This is a genomic window from Archangium gephyra (assembly GCF_042230915.1).
Classification (GTDB): Bacteria; Myxococcota; Myxococcia; order Myxococcales; family Myxococcaceae; genus Archangium; species Archangium gephyra_B.
Genome location: NZ_CP102578.1, coordinates 9,457,078 through 9,478,810 on the forward strand (window position 1 = coordinate 9,457,078; position 21,733 = coordinate 9,478,810).

Here is a 21,733-nt window from a genome sequence, read left to right on the forward strand (position 1 = left end):
CCACGCTCTGCCTTTCCCCCTCAACCCTGCAGTGGCAGCTGGATGAGGAACTCGGTGCCCTCCTGCGGCGAGGAGGACACCCGGATGTTGCCACCATGCGCACGCACGATGGAGTACGCCGTGGACAGCCCCAGGCCGGTGCCGCCCTCCCGGGTGCTGAAGAAGGGCTCGAAGATGCGCGACAGGTCCGTGGCGGGAATGCTGCCCCCCGAGTCCCAGATGCGCAGCAGGGCCAGCTCGTCCGCGGCCTCCAGCGTCACCCGCACCCGGCCTCCCAGGCCCGCCGCCTGGAAGGCATTGCGCAGGATGTTGATGAGCACCTGCCGGAGCTGATCCGCGTCCACCGGCACGCGCAAGGGAGCCAGCGCCATCTCCACCCCCACCTGCCAGGCCAGGGGATCCGCCCTCAACATGTCCACCGTCTCCGCCACCAGCACCTCCAACTCCAGCGCCTGCTTGACGGGAGGTGGCGGGCGGGCGAAGCGCAGGAAGTCCTCCACCAGCTTGGACAGCCGGTCCGACTCGCGCAGGAGGATCTCCACCAGCTTGGTGGAGGACGGGTCGCTCCCCGGCTCCTGGACGAGCAGCTGCGCCGAGCCCCGCATGGCGGCCAGGGGATTGCGGATTTCATGGGCGAGCTGGGCGGCCAGCGTCCCCAGGGCGGCCAGCCGGTCCGCGCGCTTGAGGTCCTCCTCGATGCGGCGCAGCTCGGTGAGATCCTGGAAGACGACGAGCGTGCCCCCGCCGCCGCTGCCCTCCAGCCCCGTCACCGTCAGCCCGAGCGTGCGCAGGCCGGCGGGCGTCTGCACCGTCAGCTCCCGGCGGCGCTGGCGGGCCTCCTTGCCCAGGGCCCCCGGCAGCAGCGACTCCACGTGCAGGCCCGGCGGCGGCCGCGCCTCCAGGGACAGGATGGCGCTGGCGGCCCGGTTGACGAAGGTGACCCGCCCCGCGTCGTCGCAGGTGATGAGCCCGGAGGGCATGCAGGCCAGAATCTGCCGCTGCAGGTTGTCCAGCTTCTGGAGGTCCGCCTCGCGCTCGGACAGCCGCCCGCCCGTGGCCGACAGCTGGCGCGACAGGTAGCCGGCCAGCGCGGCGATGAGGAAGAGGGCCAGCACGTTGCTGCCCAGCAGGAAGGCCAGGCGCTGCCGGCTGACGTCTCCCACGCCCAGGGGCGGCTCCAGCCACTGCAGCTTCACCGCCACCAGCAGCGAGGCATAGGCCACGGCCCCGGCCCCCGCGGCCAGCAGCGCGCCCCGGCCATCCAGCACGATGCTCGCGCCAATGACGGCCAGCAGGTAGAGGAAGGTGAAGGGACTGTCCCCCACGCCCGTGAGGAAGACGAGCACCGAGGCGATGAGCAGATCCCCCACCACCTGCACCACCGCCGCCACCCGGTCCGCCCGGCCCCCGCGCAGCATGAGGCCGTACACCAGGGTGAAGAGGTAGACGAGCCCGATGACCGCGAAGGACAGCGTGTCCACGCGGCTGGGCTCTTCCACCAGCGGCTGCATGAGCAGCCGGGCCGCCACCGCCACCAGCGACAGGCTGACGGCCACCGTGCGGAACACGGTGAGCCACACCAGCCGCGTCCGCAGCGCATCCGCCTGCGGAGGCGCGGCGAGCACCAGCCCGCCGACGCTACTTGACGGCACCGGCGATGGCGAAGATGGGCAGGTACATCGAGATGAGGAAGCCGCCGACCACGCCGCCGAGGAACACCATCATCAGCGGTTCGATCATCGCCGTGAGCCCCGCGACGGCCGTGTCCACCTCGTCGTCGTAGAAGTCGGCGATCTTGTTGAGCATGGTGTCCATGGCGCCCGTGGCCTCACCGACGCCGATCATCTGCACCACCATGGGCGGGAACACCTTCGTCTCCAGCAGCGGGCCGGCGATGTTCTTGCCCTCGGCGATCTTCCCGCGCACGTAGTAGATGGCCTCTTCCACCGAGCGGTTACCGGCCGTCTTCGCGGTGACGTCCAGCGCGTCCAGGATGGGCACGCCCGAGGAGATCATCGTGCCGAGCGTGCGGGTGAAGCGCGCCACGGCCACCTTGCGGATGACGGGCCCGAAGATGGGCGCCATCAGGAACGCCTTGTCCAGGAAGCGCCGGCCCTGCGGGTGACGGTAGGTGTACGTGAAGGCGATGACGACGGCGGCGATGATGCCGAAGGCGTGGAACACGTAGTTCTGGGCCCACTCGGACAGGTCCACCACGAACTGGGTGGGCGCCGGCAGCGCCTGGCCGAAGTCGGCGAACATCTTGGCGAACGTCGGCGTCACCTTGAGGAGCAGCAGCGCCGTCACGCCGAAGGCCACCAGGAGCACGATGACCGGGTAGGTCATGGCGCCCTTGACCTTGCGCTTGAGCTTCTCGTTCTTCTCGCGGTAGGCCGCGAGCCGGTTGAGGATGTTGTCGAGAATACCGCCGACCTCGCCGGCCGCGCACAGCTGGACGAAGAGCTCGTCGAAGACCTTGGGGTGGTCCGCCAGCGCGTCGGCGAAGGTGGAGCCCTGCTCCACCTTGCTCTTGATGGCGAACACGACCTTGCGGAAGGCCGGGTTGTCCATCTGGCTGCCGAGGATGTCGAGGCACTGCACCAGCGGCAGGCCGGCGTCGATCATCGTGGCGAACTGACGGGTGAAGACGAGGATGTCCTTGCCCGTGACGCCCGACCCGAAGGAGACGTTCAGGTCGGAGTCGAGGAGACCCTTCTTGCGGACCTTGACGGGGTTGAGACCGAGCGACTTGAGACGGGCATTGACCGCCTCGATGTCATTGGCCTCCATCTCTCCCTTCTTGGTCTCGCCAGACTTGGTCTTGGCCTCCCAGAGGAACTGGGCCGTGTTCTTGGACTTTGGGGGTGCCGACTTCTGGGTTGCCGTTGCAGCCATACAGCCCTCCGAGGGGGACGAGAGTCTATCCCCTCAGTCAAATTTCGCGAATTAGCGTCCGCCCGGCCCGGCCGGCCGCTGACCAGCCATGCCACCAGGGCCCGCCCCCGCCGACAGGATGTTGCGCAGCTCGTCCGGATCGCTCGAGCGGCCGAACGCCTCTTCCTGGGAGATGAGCCGGCGCGCCAGCAGCTGCGCCAGGGCCTGATTGAAGGTCTGCATGCCGAACTTGGCCTGGCCCACCTGCATCGCCGAGTACACTTGGTGCACCTTGTCCTCGCGGATGAGGTTGCGGATGGCGGGGTTGGGGATCATCACCTCCAGCGCCAGCACGCGGCCCGGAGAGCCCGACTTGGCGATGAGCGACTGGCTCATCACGCCTTCCAGCACGAAGGACAGCTGCGCGCGCACCTGCGGCTGCTGGTACGGCGGGAACACGTCCAGCACACGGTTGATGGTCTGCACCGCGCTGTTGGTGTGCAGCGTGGCGTAACAGGTGTGGCCCGTCTCGGCGATGACGAGCGCCGCTTCGATCGTCTCCAGGTCTCGCAGCTCGCCCACCAGCACCACGTCCGGGTCCTGGCGGAGGATGTACTTGAGCGCCGTCTTGAAGTTGCGCGTGTCCGCACCCACCTCGCGCTGGTTCACCAGGCAGTTCTTGTGCGGGTGCAGGTACTCGATCGGATCCTCGATCGTCATGATGTGCTCGTGACGATCGGTGTTGATCTTGTCCACCATGGACGCGAGCGTGGTGGACTTGCCCGAGCCCGTGGGACCCGTCACCAGGATGAGGCCGCGCGGCCGCTTCACCAGCTCGGCCACCACCGGGGGAAGACCCAGCTCCTGGAAGGTGAGGATCTTGAAGGGAATGGTACGGAAGGCCCCGGCCACCGCGCCGCGCTGCATGTAGATGTTGGCGCGGAAGCGGGAGAGCCCCTTCACACCGAAGGACAGGTCGAGCTCGTTCTCCTCCTCGAACTTGTGCTTCTGGGCGTCGGTGAGGATGGAGTAGCAGAGCTGCTTGGTCTCCACCGGGGTGAGCTGGGCCGTCTTGAGCGGCACCAGCTCGCCGTCCACGCGGAGCTGGGGCGGGGAGCCGGTGGTGATGTGGAGGTCGGAAGCGCCCTTCTCGACCATCGCCTTGAGCAGCTGGTGCAGATTCACGAAAACCGTCCTTCGGGTAAAGGGTGTTGGCGGGTGGTGCGAGGGAGTTAGAAGGTGTCGGGCGCCGTGTTGGCCACCACCTCGTCCAGCGTGGTGACGCCGTCCATCATCTTCGCCAGGGCCGACATGCGCAGCGAGCTCATGCCCAGGCGGATGGCCTCCTGCTTCAGCTCGGCGGCGGAGGCGCCGTTGATGACCAGCTCCTTGAGGCCGTCCCAGAAGGGCATGACCTCGTAGATGGCCACGCGGCCGCGGTAGCCGCGGTCGTTGCACTCGCGGCAGCCGACCTTCTCGTAGAGCGTGAAGGTGCCGAGCTTCTCGGCGGGCACGCCGGCGTTGAGCAGGGCCTGCTCGTCCACGTTCTCCGCCGGCCGCTTGCAGGCGGCGCACAGGCGGCGCGCCAGACGCTGGGCGAGAATGAGGTTGAGCGAGGCCGTCACGAGGAAGGGCTCGATGCCCATGTTGAGCAGACGGCTCACCGTGCCAGGCGCGTCGTTGGTGTGCAGCGTGGAGAGCACCAGGTGGCCCGTGAGCGCCGCCTTCACGCCGATTTCGCCCGTCTCGAAGTCGCGGATCTCACCGATCATGATGATGTCGGGGTCCTGACGGAGGAAGGAGCGCAGCGCCGCGGCGAAGTTCAGGCCGATGTCTTCATGCATCTGCACTTGGTTGATGCCGGCGAAGTTGAACTCGACCGGGTCCTCGGCGGTGGCGACGTTGGTGTCGATCTGGTTGAGCATCGAGAGCGCCGAGTAGAGCGTCGTCGTCTTGCCGGAGCCCGTGGGGCCCGTCACCAGCACCATGCCGTAGGGGCGCTCGATGGCCTCCTTGAACCAGGCCAGCGGCTGCGGATCGAAGCCCAGCTTCGTCATGTCCAGCTGGAGGTTGGACTTGTCCAGGAGGCGGAGCACCACCTTCTCGCCGAAGAGCGTGGGGCACACGCTGACGCGGAAGTCCATCTCCTTGCCCCCGCCGAGCTTGATCTTGATACGGCCGTCCTGCGGCAGGCGGCGCTCGGAGATGTCCAGGTTCGCCATGATCTTCAGGCGGCTGGTGATGGCGTTGCGCAGCTTCATCGGCGGACGCATCACCTCGTAGAGCGAGCCGTCGATGCGGAAGCGCACCCGGAAGTCCTTCTCGTAGGGCTCGACGTGGATGTCCGAGGCGCCCTTCTTGATGGAGTCCTGGAGGATGAGGTTCACCAGCTTGACGACGGGCGCGTCGTCCGCGGCGCGGGCCATCTCCTCGACGTTGCCCTCCTCCTCCTCCTTGGCCAACTCGATGTCGTCGGCCATCTCCTCGACGAGGGCGTTCATGTCCGGGCCCTTCTCGGCGTAGTAGCGCTCGATGGCCTGGCGGATGGAGATTTCAGAGGCGACCACCGGCTCCACGTTGTAGCCGGTGAGGAACTTCAGATCGTCCACCGCGTAGATGTTGGACGGGTCGCACATCGCCACGATGAGCGAGGGACCGGCGCGGTTGACGGGGATCACCAGGTGCTTCTCGGCCACTTCCTTCGGCACGAGCTTGATGATCTCCGCGTCGATGTCGAAATCCTTCAGGTTGATGGCCGGGACGCCGTACTGCTTGGAGAGGAAGTCGGTGAGCTTGGACTCCTCGATGGCTCCCGTCTTGATGAGGGCAGTGCCGATGCGCGTCCCGTTCTTCTGCTGCTCTTCCTGGGCTTTGCGCAGCTGCTGGACGGAAATGAGGTTCTCACGAACCAGCAGTTCACCAAGTCGACCGGACATTCAGATGGCCTCGAGCGTTGAAATGGCTTGATGGTCTCCCACCGCGTGTCGGCGCGGAAGGACACCTTGGGGTGCGCGCAGTCACGAGCGCACCGATGCTTCGGGATTAAAGGAAGGGACGCGCGGACCTGTCAAGGCGGCGCCTCGGGCCCGCCCTCCTGGCAAACCTTTGAATCTACTTGGGAAAAGTTCAGCCGGACGCTCGCGCGATGACCGCCCGAGCAGCCTCGACGTCCCTCTTGATTTGACCCACGAGCTCTGCCACCGAGCCAAAACGGCGCTCCGGACGCAGCCGCTCCAGGAACTGCACCCGTAGCTCCTTGCCGTAGAGATCACCACTGAAGTCCAGCAGGTGCGCCTCGATGGTGACCTCATTGACGCCAAAGGTGGGCTTCACACCGATATTGGCCACCCCGGGGAGCCAGGTGGCGTCCGGAGGAGTGCCCGGTGCGCCGAGGAAGCGGACGCGGATGGCGTAGACGCCGGCGGCGGGCCGCAGCTCGTTCTGGGTGTCCACGTTGGCGGTGGGGAAGCCGATGCCGCGGCCGCGGCCATGGCCGGTGACGACGGTGCCGTCCAGATCGAAGGGCCGGCCCAACAGGCGCTGCGCGGCGCTGACCCGGCCCTCGAGGATGTACTCGCGCACCTTGGAGGACGAGGCCACCACCCCGTCCACCGTGACGGGAGGCACCACGTGCACCTGGGCGCCCCGGGCGGCGGCGGCCTCGCGCAGGGTGTCCGCGGTGCCGGCCCGGGCGGCGCCATAGGTGAAGTCGTAGCCCACCACGAGGTGGCGCGCGCCCAGCACGTCCAGCAGCGAGGCCTCGAAGTCGCGCGGCGAGTGGCGGGCGTACTCGCGCGTGAAGGGCTGCACCACGGCCGCGTCCAGCCCGCAGGCCTCGAAGAGCTCCAGCTTGCGCGGCAGGAGGGAGATGAGCTTGGGGGCCAGCTCCGGCTGCAGCACCTTGCCCGGATGGGGCTGGAAGGTGAGCGCGGCGGTGGGAGAGCCCTGGCGCCGGGCCTCGGCGAAGAGGGCCTGGTGGCCCAGGTGCACACCATCGAAGTTGCCCAGCGCGAGCGAACAGCCCGCCAGCTCCCGCGCCTCCGTCACACCGTGGAAGACCTTCATGGAGCGCCGGTATAGCGCCAAAGCCGTCGCTTTGCCCTGGCCAGAGAGCCCCGCCCCATGCGAAGAGGCCCCCGAGCGTCACGCATCCGTCATGGCCCGCCCCCGCCTCCTCCCCGAACCTGTCGGCCTGCACCTGGCCAAGCTGGAAACTCCTCCCGATTGGGACGCGGAGTTCGGCTTCGCTGGACCCCTCGAGCTGGAGATCGGCTCCGGTGCCGGTGGCCACGCGCTGGAGTACTGCCGGCGCAACCCCGCGGTGCGCTTCGTCGCCTTCGAGTGGCGCAAGAAGTACGCGCGAGACACCCAGGAGCGCGGCAACAAGATGGGCCTGCGCAACCTGCGCGTGCTCGAGGCGGATGCGCGCTTCATCGTGCCGCGCATCTTCGCGCCCGGCTCGCTCGACGCCATCCACCTCCAGTTCCCCGACCCCTGGTGGAAGCGCGCCCACTTCAAGCGCGCCGTCATCCAGCCCGAGTTCGCCAGGCTGCTGCTGGAGAAGATGAAGCCCGGCGGCCTGTTCGACATGCGCACGGACGTTCAGGACCGGGGCGTGTCCATGCTGGCCATCCTGGAGGAGGCCGGCTTCGTCAACCCCCTGGGCCAGGGTATCTTCCATCCTTATGACCCCGAGGAGGTTCCCTCCACCCGGGAGCGGCGCTACCTGGCCAGCGGGGAGCCGGTCTACCGCGCCCGCCTGCGCAAGCCAGCCTGAGGAGCACCCGGGCTGGTGGGTGACTTGGCAGTCACCAGCCATCCGGGGAAGAATCAGACGGCCCCGGAAGTCGAGGGTGCAGCGGGGTGCAGGCAGCGACATGGCGGACGGTTCGATCAAGAAGATGGGAGAGATGGCCCGCCGGACCATCTCCACCCCGGCGCTGGCGGACCGCACCATCCTGCTCGTCGACGACGACCCGGCCAACATCCAGCACGTGCGCGAGGGCCTGGCCGCGCATGGCTACCGCTTCCGCGAGGCCCATGACGGCACCGAGGCGCTGCGCTCGCTGCGCGAGGTGAGGCCTGACCTCATCATCATGGACGTGGAGATGCCGCGGATGGGCGGGGTGGAGGTGTGCCGCATCATCAAGGCCAACGGGGGCGAGGGCGGCTTCGGCTTCATCCCCGTCATCCTGGTGACGGCGCGGCAGGCGGCGGGCAAGGTGGAGGGCCTGGAGCTGGGCGCGGATGACTACCTGGTCAAGCCCTTCGACATGCTGGAGCTGTCCGCGCGGGTGAAGTCCATGCTGCGCCTCAAGGCCCTACAGGACGCGGTGGTGGAGAAGAACCGCGAGCTGGACCGGGCCAACAAGGAGCTGGCCCAGAAGCGCGAGGAGCTGCTGGCCCTCACCCGCGTCGACGCGCTCACCGGCCTCTACAACCGCCGCTACTTCGAGGAGCGGCTCACCGAGGAGTTCGTCCGCTCCACGCGCTACCGCTCGCCCTTGTCGCTGGTGATGATGGACATCGACCACTTCAAGAAGCTCAACGACACCTACGGGCACCCCTTCGGGGACGAGGTGCTGCGCCAGGTGGCCCGCACCATCAAGGGCAAGCTGCGCGAGGTGGACTTCGTGGCGCGCTACGGCGGTGAGGAGATGATCGCCCTGCTGCCGGAGACGGGCCCCAAGGATGCGCTCGGGGCGTGCGAGCGGGTGCGAGAGGCCATCGCCTCCCTCCAGCTGGAGTTCCGCGCCCAGGACGGGTCGCGCCAGATGGTGCGGTGCACGGCCTCCCTGGGCGTGGCCAGTGTGCCGTCCAAGGCCCTGCCGGTGATGGAGGAGCTGCTGCGCGTGGCCGACGTCTGCCTCTACGAGGCCAAGGCGGCGGGCCGGAATTGCGTCCGCCAGTACCAGGATGAATCCCAAGGGTGATGCTGCCCCTTGGCGAGCGGGGCGGTTTGGCCTAGATGACGGGTCATGCGCCTGCTGCCCGCGATGCCGCTCCTCCTGCTGGCCATGCTGGCCCTCGGTGGTTGCAACCGACCCAGCACCACGACGCCCGACAAGGCCTACCAGGCCTTCCTCGAGGCCCTGCGGCGGGGCGATGAGAAGACGGCCTGGTCCGTCCTCTCCCAGCCCAGCCAGGAAGCACTCAAGGCCCGGGCCGAGGCCGCTGCCAAGGCCTCCGGAGGCGCGGTGAAGGCGGATCCAGTAGCCTTCTTCTTCGCGAATGTTCCTCCCCCCCCCGATGTTACGGGGGTCTCGGTATTGAGCGAGGAAGGGGACGTGGCGGAGGTGGAGGTGGTTTCCTCGAATGTAAAGAGCCAGGTTCGGATGGTCCGTGAACCATCTGGATGGAAGATTGACCTGACGAAGTCCCTCCAGCAGCCGTGAGAACAGGCCTCCCCCAGGCCGCTCGCGCTTCAGGTAGCCTACGAACGTGAACGATCGGAAGACACGGCGGATTGCCCCCGCAGTCGAGGTCATCCGGCGCCCTGCCAGCTCTCCCGGCACCGCGGCGCCGAGCCCGACGCCCACCAGCTCCGTCTCGCCCCGGCCCACACCTACGCCGCGGCCGACCCCCACCCCGTCCGCGCCGGGCCCGGCCGTCTCCGTGACGCCCCGGCCCGCGCCGCGGCCCACCCCGACGGCTCCGGCGCCGACAGCCCCGGCGCCGACGGCCCCCGTGACGACAGCTCCGGCGCCAATGCCCACACCCGCGCCGTCTGGGACCTCCGAGGCCCCGGCGGCAACGGCTCCCGTGGCGCCCCGGCCCATCCCCTCCCCCACCTCGCCCCGGCCCGCGTCCTCGATGGGCCGTGCGCCCGGCGCGGGACCGATGGGCTCGCGCCCCGGGGGTGGCTTCGGCCGTCCCCGGACGCCCCGGCCCCCTCCCACGCCCGAGCAGATCCTCGCGCTCGCCACCAAGGAGCATGTGCCCGCGCGCATCGCCAAGGGTGAGCTCGAGGGCAAGATGAAGTGCCGCATCTGGCGCAAGCTGCACGCCGAGGAGGCCAAGCGCTTCGACCAGGTGTACGCGCTGATGAGCCAGAACCCCGGCCTGTCGCTCCCCGACGGCTTCGGTGTGCTGCAGAGCGGCCTGAGCGTGGCCGACTTCCTGGCGCGCAAGGAGCGCACCCAGCGCAAGGCCGCCGTGAAGCAGGCTCGCGGCGAGGTGGATGACTCCTCGGTGAGCGTCTTCATCAACGGCCTGCTGGAGTCCAAGACGGAGCTGGCCGTCGTGCTGGGCGAGCGCACCGTGCTCGACACCATCTCGGCCGTGGAGCCCATCTCCTTCGTGCTCGGCCGCAGCGGCCGGCTGGAGAAGCTCCAGGTCGTCATGGTCACCCGCCGCTCGGACTGGGAGCAGCTCACGCCCCAGCTCGACCGCGACCAGAAGCTGGCCCAGAAGCCCGCCAATGTCGCGCGCCAGCCCGACAAGCGCCCCTTCTCGGATCCCCGCCCCTTCCTCCCCCACCAGGGCCAGCTCGTCCACCTCACGCTGCGCAATGGCATCCAGCTGTCCATGCGCCTGCGCGTGGTGGGGCGCTTCGACCTCATCGTCGGCGAGGACGGACACGAGGTGTTCATCCCCCTGCATGCCCTGGTGCGCTTCTCGGCCGAGGAGGCCGCGGACGACGACACCACGGACACCGAGACCCCCGGCGACGAGGCCGGCGACAACGACTAGCCGCGAGGACCGCCGATGCCCTTCTTCTCCAAGATCATCAAGCCGCTGCTGGCCCTCACCCTCGCCGCGGCCGTCCTGGGCGCCCAGGGCTGCACGAAGGACTCGAAGCCGGCGGAGCCCTCCGCCCCGGCGCCCACCGCCGCTGCCGCTCAGCCCGCGGCGAAGCCCGGTGAGCCGCGCACCATCGCGCTCTCCGTCACCGACAAGGGCTACGAGCCGAGCCCCGTCACCCTCAAGCAGGGCGAGCCCGTGAAGCTCGTGCTGACCCGGACCACGGATCACACCTGCGCGACGGAGATCGTCCTCGAGGACTACAACATCAACACCCCGCTGCCCCTCAACAAGCCGGTGGAGGTGGCCTTCACCCCCACCAAGACGGGCAAGCTCGTCTACGGCTGCGCCATGGGGAAGATGATCAGCGGCGTGTTCATGGTGGAGTGAGCCCACCGCTCCACTTCCGCCTTGCCCAGGGGGCCGGCCACACCCGCGCGGTGTGGAGGCCCCCTTCGTGTATCAGTCCACCCTCTCCATGGAGTCCTCCATATCCACGGCCGCGGGCAGCGGGACCGGGCACTGGAGCGGGCGGGCCCACTTCGCGGCCCGGTGACGCGCGAGGTGGAAGGCCGGCCAGCCACCCGGCATCGGCTCGGTGAACCGGCAGAACATGTCCGGGGCATTGCGCGCAAACACACCGCCCGGCGGCTGCGCCAGGTACGCGGCCAGCTCCGGCGCCGCGTCCTCGGACAGGGACACCATGTACCCCTCGTCCAGCACGTAGCCTTCCGCGGCCCGCGCCAGGTTGCCCCGCGCGATGAAGGCATCGGGGTTGAGCACGTTCAGCGCGGCGAGGAAGCCGAGCGCCCCCACGAAGGCCCCGATGGCGAAGCGCTCCGGACGCCACCACAGCGTCACCGCGCGCCACACGAGCACCCCGGCCAGCGCCACCATGAAGACGTGCGTGTACACGCGCAGGTGCGTGTAGCCGTAGGCGGACTCGTAGAGCGCCATGCGCTTCATCGCCGAGGCGAGGATAACCAGCACCAACCCCACCATCACCGAGCACGCCACCCGGAAGGCGGTGACCTGCCCCTCGCTCCGCAGCCGCGTCCAGCGCGCCAGCGCCAGGCTGAGCCCCAGCGTCATCACCGACACCGCGAGCAGCTCGAAGAAACCGCGCCGGGCGTACTCGGAGTAGCTCATGAACCGCGCGGGCAGCTGCGCCGCGCCGAAGAGGAAGGCGAGCTGGATGGCCGCGAAGCCCAGGAAGAGCAGGTCCACCAGCCCCACCAGCGTGAGGCTCTCGGTGAAGCCCAGGCGGGCCTCGGCCGGGACCACCTCCGTGTCACCCGCCTCCGCGCCGTTGCGGCGCCGCCGCTGCGCGTGGGCCAGCAGCCCGAGCACCCCGAACGCGCTGAGGCCCACGAACACCAACCGCCCCACCGTGTCCAGGAACGTCAGGCCCGGGCTCAAGGACAGCACCCGCGCCACCGCGTCCTCGAAGACAGCGTCCGCCGAGACGAGCAGCGCGGTGAAGATGAACAGCACGGGCACGGCGAGCAGCGCGCCCCGCACCACCGGCATCAGCTTCGGCACCTGCCTGCGGGCCGCGGACAGGTCCACCTCCGAGCGCACCACCCCCGGAGGCAGCAGCACGGCGTGGAAGAAGGCGCCGAGCGCGGTGAACGGGTAGCTCCACAGCCCGAGCCGCTCCACGCGGCCCGCCGCCCAGAAGTGCGTCACCAGCAGCAGCAGGAAGCCCGAGGCGAACACGTTGAGCGTCGTGAGGAACGGGCTGGCGCGCACGAACACCATCCCGGAGAAGAACAGCAGCGGCACGAGCAGCCACGCGTTGGGACGGGCCCGCTGCCACCCCTCGCGCCCGCCCAGGCCGAGCAGCGCCGCGAGCAACAGCACGACGAAGAGCGGGAAGGAGACGCCGAGCGCGGGCCCATCGAAGAGCACCTCGGCGCAGACGCCCAGGCCGAGCGCCGAGAGCAACGTCGCGACGGGCCGGCGCAGACGCGGGACGGCGGGGGCCGAGGCAACATCATCGGTATCGGTCGGGAAACCAGTGGCGGCGGTCGACATACGGGACTCCGAGAGCGAGTTCGCGCGGTGTTGTGCAAGGTTGGGCCCAGCTGCGGCTCCGGCGAGCACCCGCGCGCCGAACGGTCGGTTCGCGGCGCCGAGCGGTCGCGGCCCGTCTCCGTGCATGGACCGCCCTCCCACTCCGTTCACCCGCCCGTGTCCGGAGCGCCACGGCTGCGGCCGGTGAACCGCACTGCATCCCCGCGTGAAGTCCGCGAGTGGACGGTGCGCTTCCATCGGACCCCGGACGCCCGGTTTCTCGGCATGACGCCCGAAGACGGGTAGGCTTGCCCCTCTTCTCCCCATGGGCGGCGCGGCGGAACTCTTCACCCGACACGTATTCCTCGACCTCGAGACAACGGGGTTGGATCCGCGCGCCGACGAGGTCATCGAGCTCGGGGCCCTCTTCATCGAGAACGGCCGGGTGGTGGACCGCTACGTCCACTTCTTCGCCGCCTCGCGCCCCCTGCCCCTCACCATCCGCCGGCTCACGGGCATCGAGGACGCGATGCTCGCCGGCCAGCCCCGGCTCGCCGAGAAGGTCCCCGAGCTGCGCCAGAAGCTCGCCGGCTGGACCGTGGTGGCCCACAACGCCTCCTTCGAGAAGGGCTTCCTCCCGGACCTGCTCGGCCCCATCCGCGCCCCGGTGCTCGACTCGTGCGAGCTGATGCACTACCTGCACCCGGAGCTGTCCAGCCACTCGCTGGAGTCCCTGCTGCGCTGGGCCGGCAAGGGGCCTCGTGCCCGCCACCGCGCCATGACGGACTGCGAGGCCACGCACGCCGTGCTGCTGCACGCACTGGAGGGCTGCATCCGCGACGGCCGTGCCGAGGACCTCGCCGACCTGCTGGAGACGCTGGACCCGCGCGCCGCGCTGCGGCTGGCGCAGATCGAGGCCGGTGAGGCCGGGCTGGAGCTGGACGGAGACCTCGACCCGGAGGCGGCGCCCCTCGTGTCGCTGCTCACCGGCCTGTGGAACCTGTGCCGGGCCCGGCCCGCTCCGTTGAAACTGGAGGCCACGGGCTTCCTCCCTGGACGCGCCGAGCGCCAGCGGACCAACGGCACGAAGCCGCCTCCCGAGCAGCCCGACGAGAGCACCCCGGTGCTGCCCGTCCGCTCCGAGGAGGTGTCCGCGCTGCTCGGTCCCGGGGGCGCCCTGGAGCGCGCCCAGGAGGGCTTCGCCGCCCGCCCCGCGCAGCTCGAAATGGCCCAGGCCGTGGCCCGGACGCTGTCCGACGGCGGGCAGCTCGCGGTGGAGGCCGGCACGGGCACGGGCAAGTCGCTCGCGTACCTCGCCCCCGCCGCCCTCTTCGCCGCGCGCAACGGACGCAAGGTGGGCGTGGCTCCGCATACCAAGACGCTGCAGGACCAGCTCATCGAGAAGGACCTGCCCCGCCTGCACCGCGCCACCGGCGGCGCCTTCTCGTACACGCTCCTCAAGGGCCAGACGAACTACCTCTGCCGCCGCCGCGCCCTGGACGTCACCCGCGTGGAGCCCGGCATGGGCCACGCCGCTCGCGCCCCTCGCGCCTACCTGCGCGCCCTCATGCGCCGCGGCCCCGATGGAGACCTCGACAGGCTGAGCCACTGGTTCCGCGAGCGCTTCCCCGTGCTGCACGCGCTCGCCCCGGCCGTGCGCTCGGAGGCCGCCACCACGCTCGGCGAGCGCTGCCCCCACTTCCACCGCTGCTACTACCACTCGGCGGTGGCCCAGGCGCGCGACGCGGACGTGCTCGTCATCAACCAGTCCCTCGCCTTCGCCTGGCCCGCCCGCTACCCCAAGCTGGAGCACCTCGTCCTGGACGAGGCCCACGAGGTGGAGGACGTGGCCACCACCGCGCTCTCCTCGGAGCTGTCGGACATGGCCTTCAGCCGGCTCGCCGAGCGGCTGCACGGGCGCGACGGGCGGCGCGGACTCTTCGCCGAGCTGCGGCGGGCCCTCTTCGCCTCGCGGCGCGCCGAGGCCCGCGTGCTGATGAGTGAGATCGACAGCGCCCTGCTCTCGGTGGGCTCGGCCGCGCGCGGCCTGGGCGAGCGGGTGATGGCGCTGTGCGAGCCGGCCGCGGCGAGCGCCTCCGAGGACGCGGACGAGTCCGCCTACGCGCCGGAGCTGCGCATCACCTCCGAGGTGCGGGCCTCGCCCGGCTGGGAGCCCGTGCGCGAGGGACTGCTGGAGCTGCGCGAGTGCCTCCAGGGCCTGCACAAGCTGCTCACGGTGGGCCTGCAGGAGATATTGCCGGACCTGGCGGTGAAGATGCCGCCGCTGGAGCGCGAGCTGGCGGGCGGCGTGTCGGAGGTGTTGGAGCTGACCACGCTGGCCTCGGAGCTGTCCGATGAGCCGGCCGAGGGCCGGTGCTACGCGGCCACGGCGGTGCCCCGCAAGCAGCGCTGGACCCTGAGCGCGCAGCCGCTGAACGTGGCGCCCTACGTGTCCCGGGACTTCGCGCAGCACAAGCGGGCGCTGGTGCTGACCTCGGCCACGCTGAGCACGGGCACCGAGCGGATGCCCTACGTGCTCGGACGGCTGGGACTGGACGGGCGCAACGAGGGGATTCCGGCGCCCCGGCTGCTGCGCGCCCCCACGCCCTTCGATCTGCGCAAGCAGGCCCTGGTCATCCTGGTGATGGACGCGCCGCGCGCGCACGAGGAGCCCTTCATCGACTGGGCCGCGACGCGTGTGTCCGGGCTGGCCCAGGTGATGGGCGGGCGGGTGCTGGGGCTGTTCGCCTCCACGCGGCGGATGGAGCGCGTGGGGGACCTGGTGAAGGCGAAGCTGGAGCCGCAGGGCATCGAGGTGATGCGGCAGTCGCGCGGCCACGGGCGCTCGCTGGCGGCGCGGCAGGAGAAGGACACCGGCACGGTACTGCTGGGCACGAAGAGCTTCTGGCAGGGCGTGGACATCCCCGGCCGGGGCGTGGGGTGCGTCTTCATCGACAAGCTGCCGCTGGAGCCCGCCAGCCGCCCGCTGGTGGCCGCGCGCGAGGAGCCGCTCGCCCGCGGAGGCAACACGCACCTGGGCTTCCTCCACTACCGCATGCCCCGGGCCCTGCTGATGCTGCGTCAGGGCGTGGGCCGGCTCATCCGCTCCCATGCGGACCGGGGCGTGGTCGTCATCGCGGACCCGGGCCACCCCAGCTACCGGCAGCTCCTGCTGGACGCGCTCGCCGGCTACCGCGTGGAGCTGCTCCCCTGGTCCGAGGCCCGCGTGCGCCTCTACTCCGCCATCGAGGAGATGGGGCTCATCCGCCGGGCGTGAGGCCAGGGGGGCTTTCCTCGCGCACGGGGATGGCCGAAAGTCGCCCCATGGCTCCCTGGATGGCACTCGCGTGGTTGTGGCTCCTGGCTACCGTCATCTCCCTCGTCTCGGGCGTGGTGATGGCCCTCGTGTGTTGGGCCGTGGGCGCCTCGTTCTCGGAGGTCCGCTTCCATCTCGGCCCCCCGCTGTTCTTCCTCCGCATCCGGGGCGTCAAGTGGAGCTTCGGCCTCCTCAACATCGGCACGAGCGTCACCTTCGAGGCGCTCGGCATCCGCAGGGATGGCTCGGACAACAACAGCTTCCTGCAGCTCCCCCTGCCGCTCCGGCTCATCGTCCACCTCAGCACGGTCGCCGGCATGCTCCTGCTCGCCGTGGTGTGCCTCTCGCCCGAGCGCGGCCTCGCGGCGTTCACCTCGGGGTTCGAGCAGGTGGTCAACGTCTTCCTCGCGCGGGAGCGGGTGACCGCATTCTTCGCGCTGCTGAGGACCGAGGGCTTCTGGCCGGCGCTCGGCATGCTCTCGGCGAAGCTCGCCGCCCTCAACCTGCTCCCGCTGCCTCCGCTCACCGGCTACCTGATGCTGCGCGAGCTCTGGCGGGGGATTTTCAAGCCCCAGATTCGGAGCGACGCCGTCCCCGCCTGGGGCACCCTGCTGGTGCTCATGCTGTTCCTGGGATGGGGCTACGGCCTCTACGAGGGCCTCGCCCGCCCGTACTCGAGGGAGCCTGGGCTCGGCGCCATGTTCCGCGAAGCCAAACGGCTCATCGGGTCCGCCGCCGAGCCCTGACCGCATATCGAGCTGCGAGCCCCGCGGCCCCAGCGCGTCGCAGCACCGGAGCATCCCAAGGACTCAGGGCCTCACGTGTCCCACTCGAACGTGTCCGCGGCCTCCTCGACGATGCGGGGGGCCAGCACCTTGAGCAGGTCCTCGGGCTTGGCTCCCGACGCCTGCACCTCCACGTCTCCCAGCAGCGCCTGGTCCGGGTAGCCGATGCACACCATCCGCACCAGCAGCCCTCCCGACTCCGTGGCGTGGATCTCCGCCTGCACCCGGAAGCCGTGGATGCCGTGCTTGCGCAGCACCCCCTGCGCCGCCGCCTTGCTCTCCTTCGCCGGCGCCAGTTGCGCCCCCATCTGCGTCAGCTTCCGCTTCATCCGCGCCTCGGCGAACTTCACCACCTCCGGCTTCAGCTCGCCCGTCTTGTCCTTCACTCCCACGAAGTGCACGTACACCCGCGGCGTCTGGCCCTTCAGCTCCTGCAGCGTCTGGATGGACGCCTTGATGGCCGCCTGCGCCGCCGCGTCCGTCTCGCCCTTGCGCGCCTTCAGGCACTCCAGCCCGGCCACCTCCTTCAGCTTCCCCAACGCCTGGGCCACCGCCGCTCGCACCTGCTCGCTCGGATCCTTCAGCCCCGCGCACAGCGGCTTCACCGCCTCGGGGTCATCCGAGGACCCCAGCCCCTGTGCCGCCTGGGAGCGCGCACGCGGCTCCTGCCCCTGTCCGAGCTGTTTGCTCAGCGAGGCCGTCCGGGAATCCACCTGGGCCACCACGGCCCCAGGAAGGGTGAGCAGGAACAGAACGAGGAGCAGGAGCGAGCGCCGCATGCGGGGAACCGAATCCTAGCGTCCGGTGCGCGCGAAACGCAGCGCACCAGGGGTGTGCGCCATTTCTACTTGAACGAGTCCGTGGCCTCCTCGACGGCTTGCGGCGCCAGGGCCGCGAGCAGCTCGTAGGGTTCGCCCCCCGACGCCTCGACCTGCGCGCTCCCCAGCAGTTGCTGCTTGCCCGGGTAGCGCAGCCACATCACCGACAGCGTCAACCCCTCCGAGGGCCCGGGGCGGATCTCCGCCACCAGCCGGTAGCCCTGAAGTTTGTGCTTGCGCAGCACCGCCTTCGCCGCCGCCTCGCCCTCCTTCTCCGGGGCCAGCCACGCCCCCAGCTGCATCAGCTTGCGCCGCATCCTCGCCTCGGTGGCCTTCACCAGCTCCGGCGGCAGCTTCCCCGTCGTGTCCTTCACCTCGGCGAGCAGCACGTAGAACTTCGGCGCCCGGGCCTTCAGCGCGCGCAGGCTCTTCAGCGCCGAGTCCCGGGCCGCCCGCGCCGCCGCGTCCGGCTCGTCCTTCCGGGCCTCCAGGCACTCCACCCCCCCCAGCTCCCCCAGCTTCTCCAGCGCCCCGGCCGCCGCCGCCCGCACCTCCCCACTCGGATCCTCCAGCCCCGCGCACAGGGGCCCGAGCGCCTCCGGGTCCTCCGACTCCCCCAGGACCCCGGCCGCCTGGACGCGGTGAGCGGGCTCGGCCCCCTCCTTCAGCCGCCGGGCGAGCGAGGCCGTCTCAGGGCTGGTTTGTGCCAGGACTGTCGCCGGGCAGACGAGCAGCAGGAGGGTGACAAGGTGGGATGGGGAGCGCATGTCAGGAGGTGGATCCTAGCTCGGTCCACAAGAAACGCAGCGCACCCACCACTTGTGGCATATACCCTCACCATGTCCTCTGCCCTATCCGCTTCCCAGATTCGAGAGGCGTTCCTCAAGTTCTTCGAAGAGCGCGGCCATCGCCGCGTCGCGTCGTCCTCGCTCGTGCCGCAGAACGACCCCACCCTGCTGTTCACCAACGCGGGCATGGTCCAGTTCAAGGACGTCTTCACGGGGCGTGAGAAGCGCGAGTACACCCGCGCCACCACCTCGCAGAAGTGCGTGCGCGCCGGCGGCAAGCACAACGACCTCGACAACGTGGGCTACACGGCCCGGCACCACACGTTCTTCGAGATGCTCGGCAACTTCTCCTTCGGCGACTACTTCAAGGCCGACGCCATCGCGTACGGCTGGGAGTTCGTGACGAAGACGCTCGGGCTGGACAAGGCGCGGCTGGCCGTCACCGTGTTCAACGGCGAGGGCGGCATCCCCTGGGACGAGGAGGCCTTCGAGCTGTGGGCCAAGCAGGGCGTCTCGCGCGAGCGCATCCTCAAGCTGGGCCTCAAGGACAACTTCTGGGCTATGGGCGACACCGGCCCGTGCGGCCCCTGCTCGGAAATCCACTACCACCAGGGTGACGACATCCCCTGCTCCGAGGTGGCCGCGGGCCGCCAGTGCAAGGGCGTGGCGTGTGACTGCGACCGGTGGCTGGAGATCTGGAACCTCGTGTTCATGCAGTTCGAGCGCAAGGAGAAGGACGCGCCGCTCATTCCGCTGCCCAAGCCGTCCATCGACACGGGCGCGGGCCTGGAGCGCATCGCCTCGGTCGTGCAGGGCAAGCGCTCCAACTACGAGACGGACCTCTTCCAGGCCATCATCGGCCGGGTGAGCGAGCTGGTGGGCAAGCCCTATAGCCAGGAGGGCGGAGCCTCCATGCGCGTGGTGGCGGACCACAGCCGCGCGGCCGCGTTCCTCATCGCCGACGGCGTGCAGCCCTCCAACGAGGGCCGCGGCTACGTCCTGCGCCGCATCATGCGCCGCGCCATCCGCCACGGCTCGCTGATGGGGCTCGACGAGCTGTTCTTCTTCAAGGTCGTGGACCGCGTCATCGAGCTCATGGGCGACGCCTATTCCGAGCTGCGCGAGGGCCGCACCTTCATCCTCGAGGTCTGCAAGCACGAGGAGGAGAGCTTCCGGCGCACGCTCAACCGCGGCATGAAGCTCATCGACGAGGAGGTGTCCCGGATGAAGCAGTCCGGGGGGAAGATCCTCTCGGGCGAGAAGGTCTGGGAGCTGCACGGCACCTACGGCTTCCCGTGGGACTTGACGGAGATCATCCTCAAGGAGCGCGGCTTCGAGGCCGACATCCAGGGCTACGAGAAGCTCAAGAAGGAGGAGGCCGAGAAGGGCACGGACGAGGGCGGCATCAGCAAGGACAAGGCCATCGCCACGGTGCACCTCCAGCTGCTCGAGCGCCTGGGCCCCACCCAGTTCCTCGGCTACGAGGGCGTGGGCCACGAGGGCGAGGGCTCCGTGCGCGCCATCATCAACAAGGGCGGCGTCGAGCTGACCGAGGCCAAGGCGGGTGACGAGGTGGAGCTGGTGCTGGACCGCACGCCCTTCTACGGCGAGTCCGGCGGCCAGATGGGCGACACGGGCCGCATCGTGGGCCACGGCGGCAAGGCCAAGGCGCAGGTGCTGGACGCGCAGCGTCCGGTGCAGGGCCTCATCATCCACCAGGTGAAGGTGACCGAGGGCACCTTCAAGGTGGGTGACATGGTGCAGGCGGGCGTGGACGGCGAGCGGCGCTCGTCCATCCGTGCCAACCACTCGGCCACGCACCTGCTGCACAAGGCGCTCAAGATGGTGCTCGGCGAGCACGTCAAGCAGGCCGGCTCCGTGGTGGCGCCGGACTACCTGCGCTTCGACTTCTCGCACTTCTCGCCCATGACGCCCGAGCAGCAGGACCAGGTGGAAGACCTGGTCAACGGGTGGATCCGCGAGAACGCCGAGGCCCAGACGCGCGTGATGAACCTGGAGGACGCGAAGAAGTCCGGCGCCGTCGCCATGTTCGGCGAGAAGTACGGCGAGACCGTCCGCGTCGTCACCGTGCACCCGCAGTCCACCGAGCTGTGCGGCGGCACCCACGTGCGGCGCAGCGGGGACATCGGCCTCTTCAAGCTGGTGAGCGAGAGCGGCGTGGCCTCGGGCGTGCGGCGCATCACCGCCGTCACCGGCGTGGGCGCGCTCCAGTACGTGCGAGAGACAGAGCGCGAGCTGAAGAAGGCGGCCGAGCTGCTGAAGACCTCGCCCAAGGACCTGGTCAAGCGCGTGGAGTCCACGCAGAAGCGCGTGAAGGACCTGGAGCGGAAGATCGAGGAGGTGGCCGTCAAGGCGCAGGCCGGCTCCAGCAAGGATCTGCTCGAGCAGGCGCGTGACATCAACGGCATGAAGGTGCTCGCCACGCGGATGGACCCGGCGGACCCGAACGTGTTCCGCGGGCTGGCGGACCAGCTGAGAGATCGCATCAAGTCCGGCGTGATCGTCATCGGCGGCGAGAAGGACGGCAAGGTCGTCCTGCTGGTGGCGGCGACCAAGGACGTGGTGGCCAAGGGCATCCACGCGGGCAACCTGCTCAAGGAGATGGCCAAGGAGGTCAACGGCCGCGGCGGTGGCAAGCCGGACCTGGCCCAGGGCGGTGGCGAGGATCCCTCGCGCATCTCCAACGCCTTCGACAAGTTCTACGAGCTGGTGAAGGGGACGAGCCTGTCATGAGCCCGGGCACCCGAGGACTCGCGGTGCTCCTCTGCGCGGCGGCCCTCCTCGGGGGCTGCAAGAAGGAGGAGCCCGCTGGCACCGATGACCGCACCCTGGACAAGCTGCGCCAGGAGGTGGACCGCGTGAACCAGGGTGGGGCGCCCTCCGCCTCGCCCGACGAGACGGATCCCAACGCACGCCTGGCGGGCCTCGCCGCCGGCCAGGCGCAGGAGAAGGCCAGGACGTACACCCTGCCCTCCAAGGAGCCCGTCAAGGTGGACACGCTCGCGCTCCAGCCCACCGGACTGGAGTCGCTGCACTCCCTGCGCGGCTCGGGCAAGGTGTCCCTCACCACCGACGAGCTGTTCCTGCGCGTGAAGCTCGACGCGGAGAACGTCGGGCAGAAGTCCGTGCACGTGCCGTTCTCGACGGCGCGGCTCGTGGACGCCGCGGGCAAGGAGTACCCCCTGGCCCAGGACGCGCAGACCCTCGCGGGGACGCGCAAGCTGGACCGCACCTGGGAGAACGAGCAGCGCGACTCGATGGACCTCATCTTCGAGGTGCCCCCAGCCGCCATCGCTCCGGGGCTGTCCCTCCTGATTCCCACCAGCAGCGGCGAGGACGCTCGCATCCCGCTGCAATGAGGCCCTTCGGGAG

The 21,733-nt window shown here is 69.8% G+C and carries 17 protein-coding genes; 9 read left to right on the top strand and 8 right to left on the bottom strand.

Features of this window, described 5'->3' with window-relative positions; translation table 11 throughout:
* Positions 1–20 precede the first annotated feature (20 nt).
* From NR798_RS37215 to NR798_RS37235, 5 genes are all read right to left on the bottom strand, one after another.
* Positions 21–1,511, bottom strand: coding sequence for a nitrogen regulation protein NR(II) (locus NR798_RS37215; protein ID WP_375773887.1), 1,491 nt, complete (start codon positions 1,509–1,511; stop codon positions 21–23).
* Between the two features lie 127 nt (positions 1,512–1,638).
* Positions 1,639–2,895 (bottom strand): type II secretion system F family protein, encoded by a 1,257-nt coding sequence (locus NR798_RS37220; protein ID WP_375767301.1) that lies wholly within the window; start codon positions 2,893–2,895, stop codon positions 1,639–1,641.
* A 51-nt stretch (positions 2,896–2,946) separates the two neighbouring features.
* Positions 2,947–4,059, bottom strand: a complete 1,113-nt coding sequence (locus NR798_RS37225; protein WP_375767302.1) for a type IV pilus twitching motility protein PilT — start codon at positions 4,057–4,059, stop codon at positions 2,947–2,949.
* A gap of 47 nt (positions 4,060–4,106) precedes the next feature.
* On the bottom strand, positions 4,107–5,810 hold the full coding sequence (gene pilB, locus NR798_RS37230) for a type IV-A pilus assembly ATPase PilB (RefSeq protein WP_375767303.1): 1,704 nt from the start codon (positions 5,808–5,810) through the stop codon (positions 4,107–4,109).
* Between the two features lie 190 nt (positions 5,811–6,000).
* A complete protein-coding gene (locus NR798_RS37235; RefSeq protein ID WP_375767304.1) occupies positions 6,001–6,939 on the bottom strand; it encodes a bifunctional riboflavin kinase/FAD synthetase in 939 nt (312 codons plus the stop codon).
* A 91-nt stretch (positions 6,940–7,030) separates the two neighbouring features.
* Here NR798_RS37235 and NR798_RS37240 point away from each other — a divergent pair, with 91 nt between their 5' ends.
* From NR798_RS37240 to NR798_RS37260, 5 genes are all read left to right on the top strand, one after another.
* Positions 7,031–7,651: a tRNA (guanine(46)-N(7))-methyltransferase TrmB gene (locus NR798_RS37240; RefSeq protein ID WP_375767305.1), complete on the top strand. Its 621-nt coding sequence runs from the start codon at positions 7,031–7,033 to the stop codon at positions 7,649–7,651.
* A 100-nt stretch (positions 7,652–7,751) separates the two neighbouring features.
* A complete protein-coding gene (locus tag NR798_RS37245; protein WP_375767306.1) occupies positions 7,752–8,807 on the top strand; it encodes a diguanylate cyclase in 1,056 nt (351 codons plus the stop codon).
* A gap of 45 nt (positions 8,808–8,852) precedes the next feature.
* Positions 8,853–9,269, top strand: coding sequence for a hypothetical protein (locus tag NR798_RS37250; protein ID WP_375767307.1), 417 nt, complete (start codon positions 8,853–8,855; stop codon positions 9,267–9,269).
* Between the two features lie 367 nt (positions 9,270–9,636).
* Entirely contained in the window at positions 9,637–10,566 is a 930-nt protein-coding gene (locus tag NR798_RS37255; protein ID WP_375767308.1) for a hypothetical protein, read from the top strand.
* Positions 10,567–10,581: 15 nt separating this feature from the next.
* Positions 10,582–11,007 (top strand): cupredoxin domain-containing protein, encoded by a 426-nt coding sequence (locus NR798_RS37260; RefSeq protein WP_375767309.1) that lies wholly within the window; start codon positions 10,582–10,584, stop codon positions 11,005–11,007.
* 72 nt (positions 11,008–11,079) lie between these two features.
* Here the strand turns inward: NR798_RS37260 and NR798_RS37265 are convergent, their stop codons facing one another.
* Positions 11,080–12,654: a DUF4153 domain-containing protein gene (locus NR798_RS37265; protein WP_375767310.1), complete on the bottom strand. Its 1,575-nt coding sequence runs from the start codon at positions 12,652–12,654 to the stop codon at positions 11,080–11,082.
* Positions 12,655–12,958: 304 nt separating this feature from the next.
* Between NR798_RS37265 and NR798_RS37270 the strand changes: the two genes are divergently transcribed.
* Together NR798_RS37270 and NR798_RS37275 are read left to right on the top strand one after the other, a co-directional pair.
* The gene (locus NR798_RS37270; RefSeq protein WP_375767311.1) at positions 12,959–15,910 is read left to right on the top strand and encodes a helicase C-terminal domain-containing protein; all 2,952 of its coding nucleotides are present in this window, start codon (positions 12,959–12,961) and stop codon (positions 15,908–15,910) included.
* Positions 15,911–15,957: 47 nt separating this feature from the next.
* On the top strand, positions 15,958–16,695 hold the full coding sequence (locus tag NR798_RS37275) for a site-2 protease family protein (protein ID WP_375767312.1): 738 nt from the start codon (positions 15,958–15,960) through the stop codon (positions 16,693–16,695).
* Between the two features lie 71 nt (positions 16,696–16,766).
* Here NR798_RS37275 and NR798_RS37280 read toward each other — a convergent pair whose 3' ends face one another.
* Positions 16,767–17,513: a HEAT repeat domain-containing protein gene (locus NR798_RS37280; protein WP_375767313.1), complete on the bottom strand. Its 747-nt coding sequence runs from the start codon at positions 17,511–17,513 to the stop codon at positions 16,767–16,769.
* Positions 17,514–17,578: 65 nt separating this feature from the next.
* Positions 17,579–18,319: a HEAT repeat domain-containing protein gene (locus NR798_RS37285; protein ID WP_375767314.1), complete on the bottom strand. Its 741-nt coding sequence runs from the start codon at positions 18,317–18,319 to the stop codon at positions 17,579–17,581.
* 72 nt (positions 18,320–18,391) lie between these two features.
* Here NR798_RS37285 and alaS point away from each other — a divergent pair, with 72 nt between their 5' ends.
* Positions 18,392–21,094 (top strand): alanine--tRNA ligase, encoded by a 2,703-nt coding sequence (alaS, locus tag NR798_RS37290; RefSeq protein ID WP_375767315.1) that lies wholly within the window; start codon positions 18,392–18,394, stop codon positions 21,092–21,094.
* Positions 21,091–21,720: a hypothetical protein gene (locus NR798_RS37295; RefSeq protein WP_375767316.1), complete on the top strand. Its 630-nt coding sequence runs from the start codon at positions 21,091–21,093 to the stop codon at positions 21,718–21,720. Before alaS ends, NR798_RS37295 begins: the two co-directional genes overlap by 4 nt.
* Positions 21,721–21,733 lie beyond the last annotated feature (13 nt).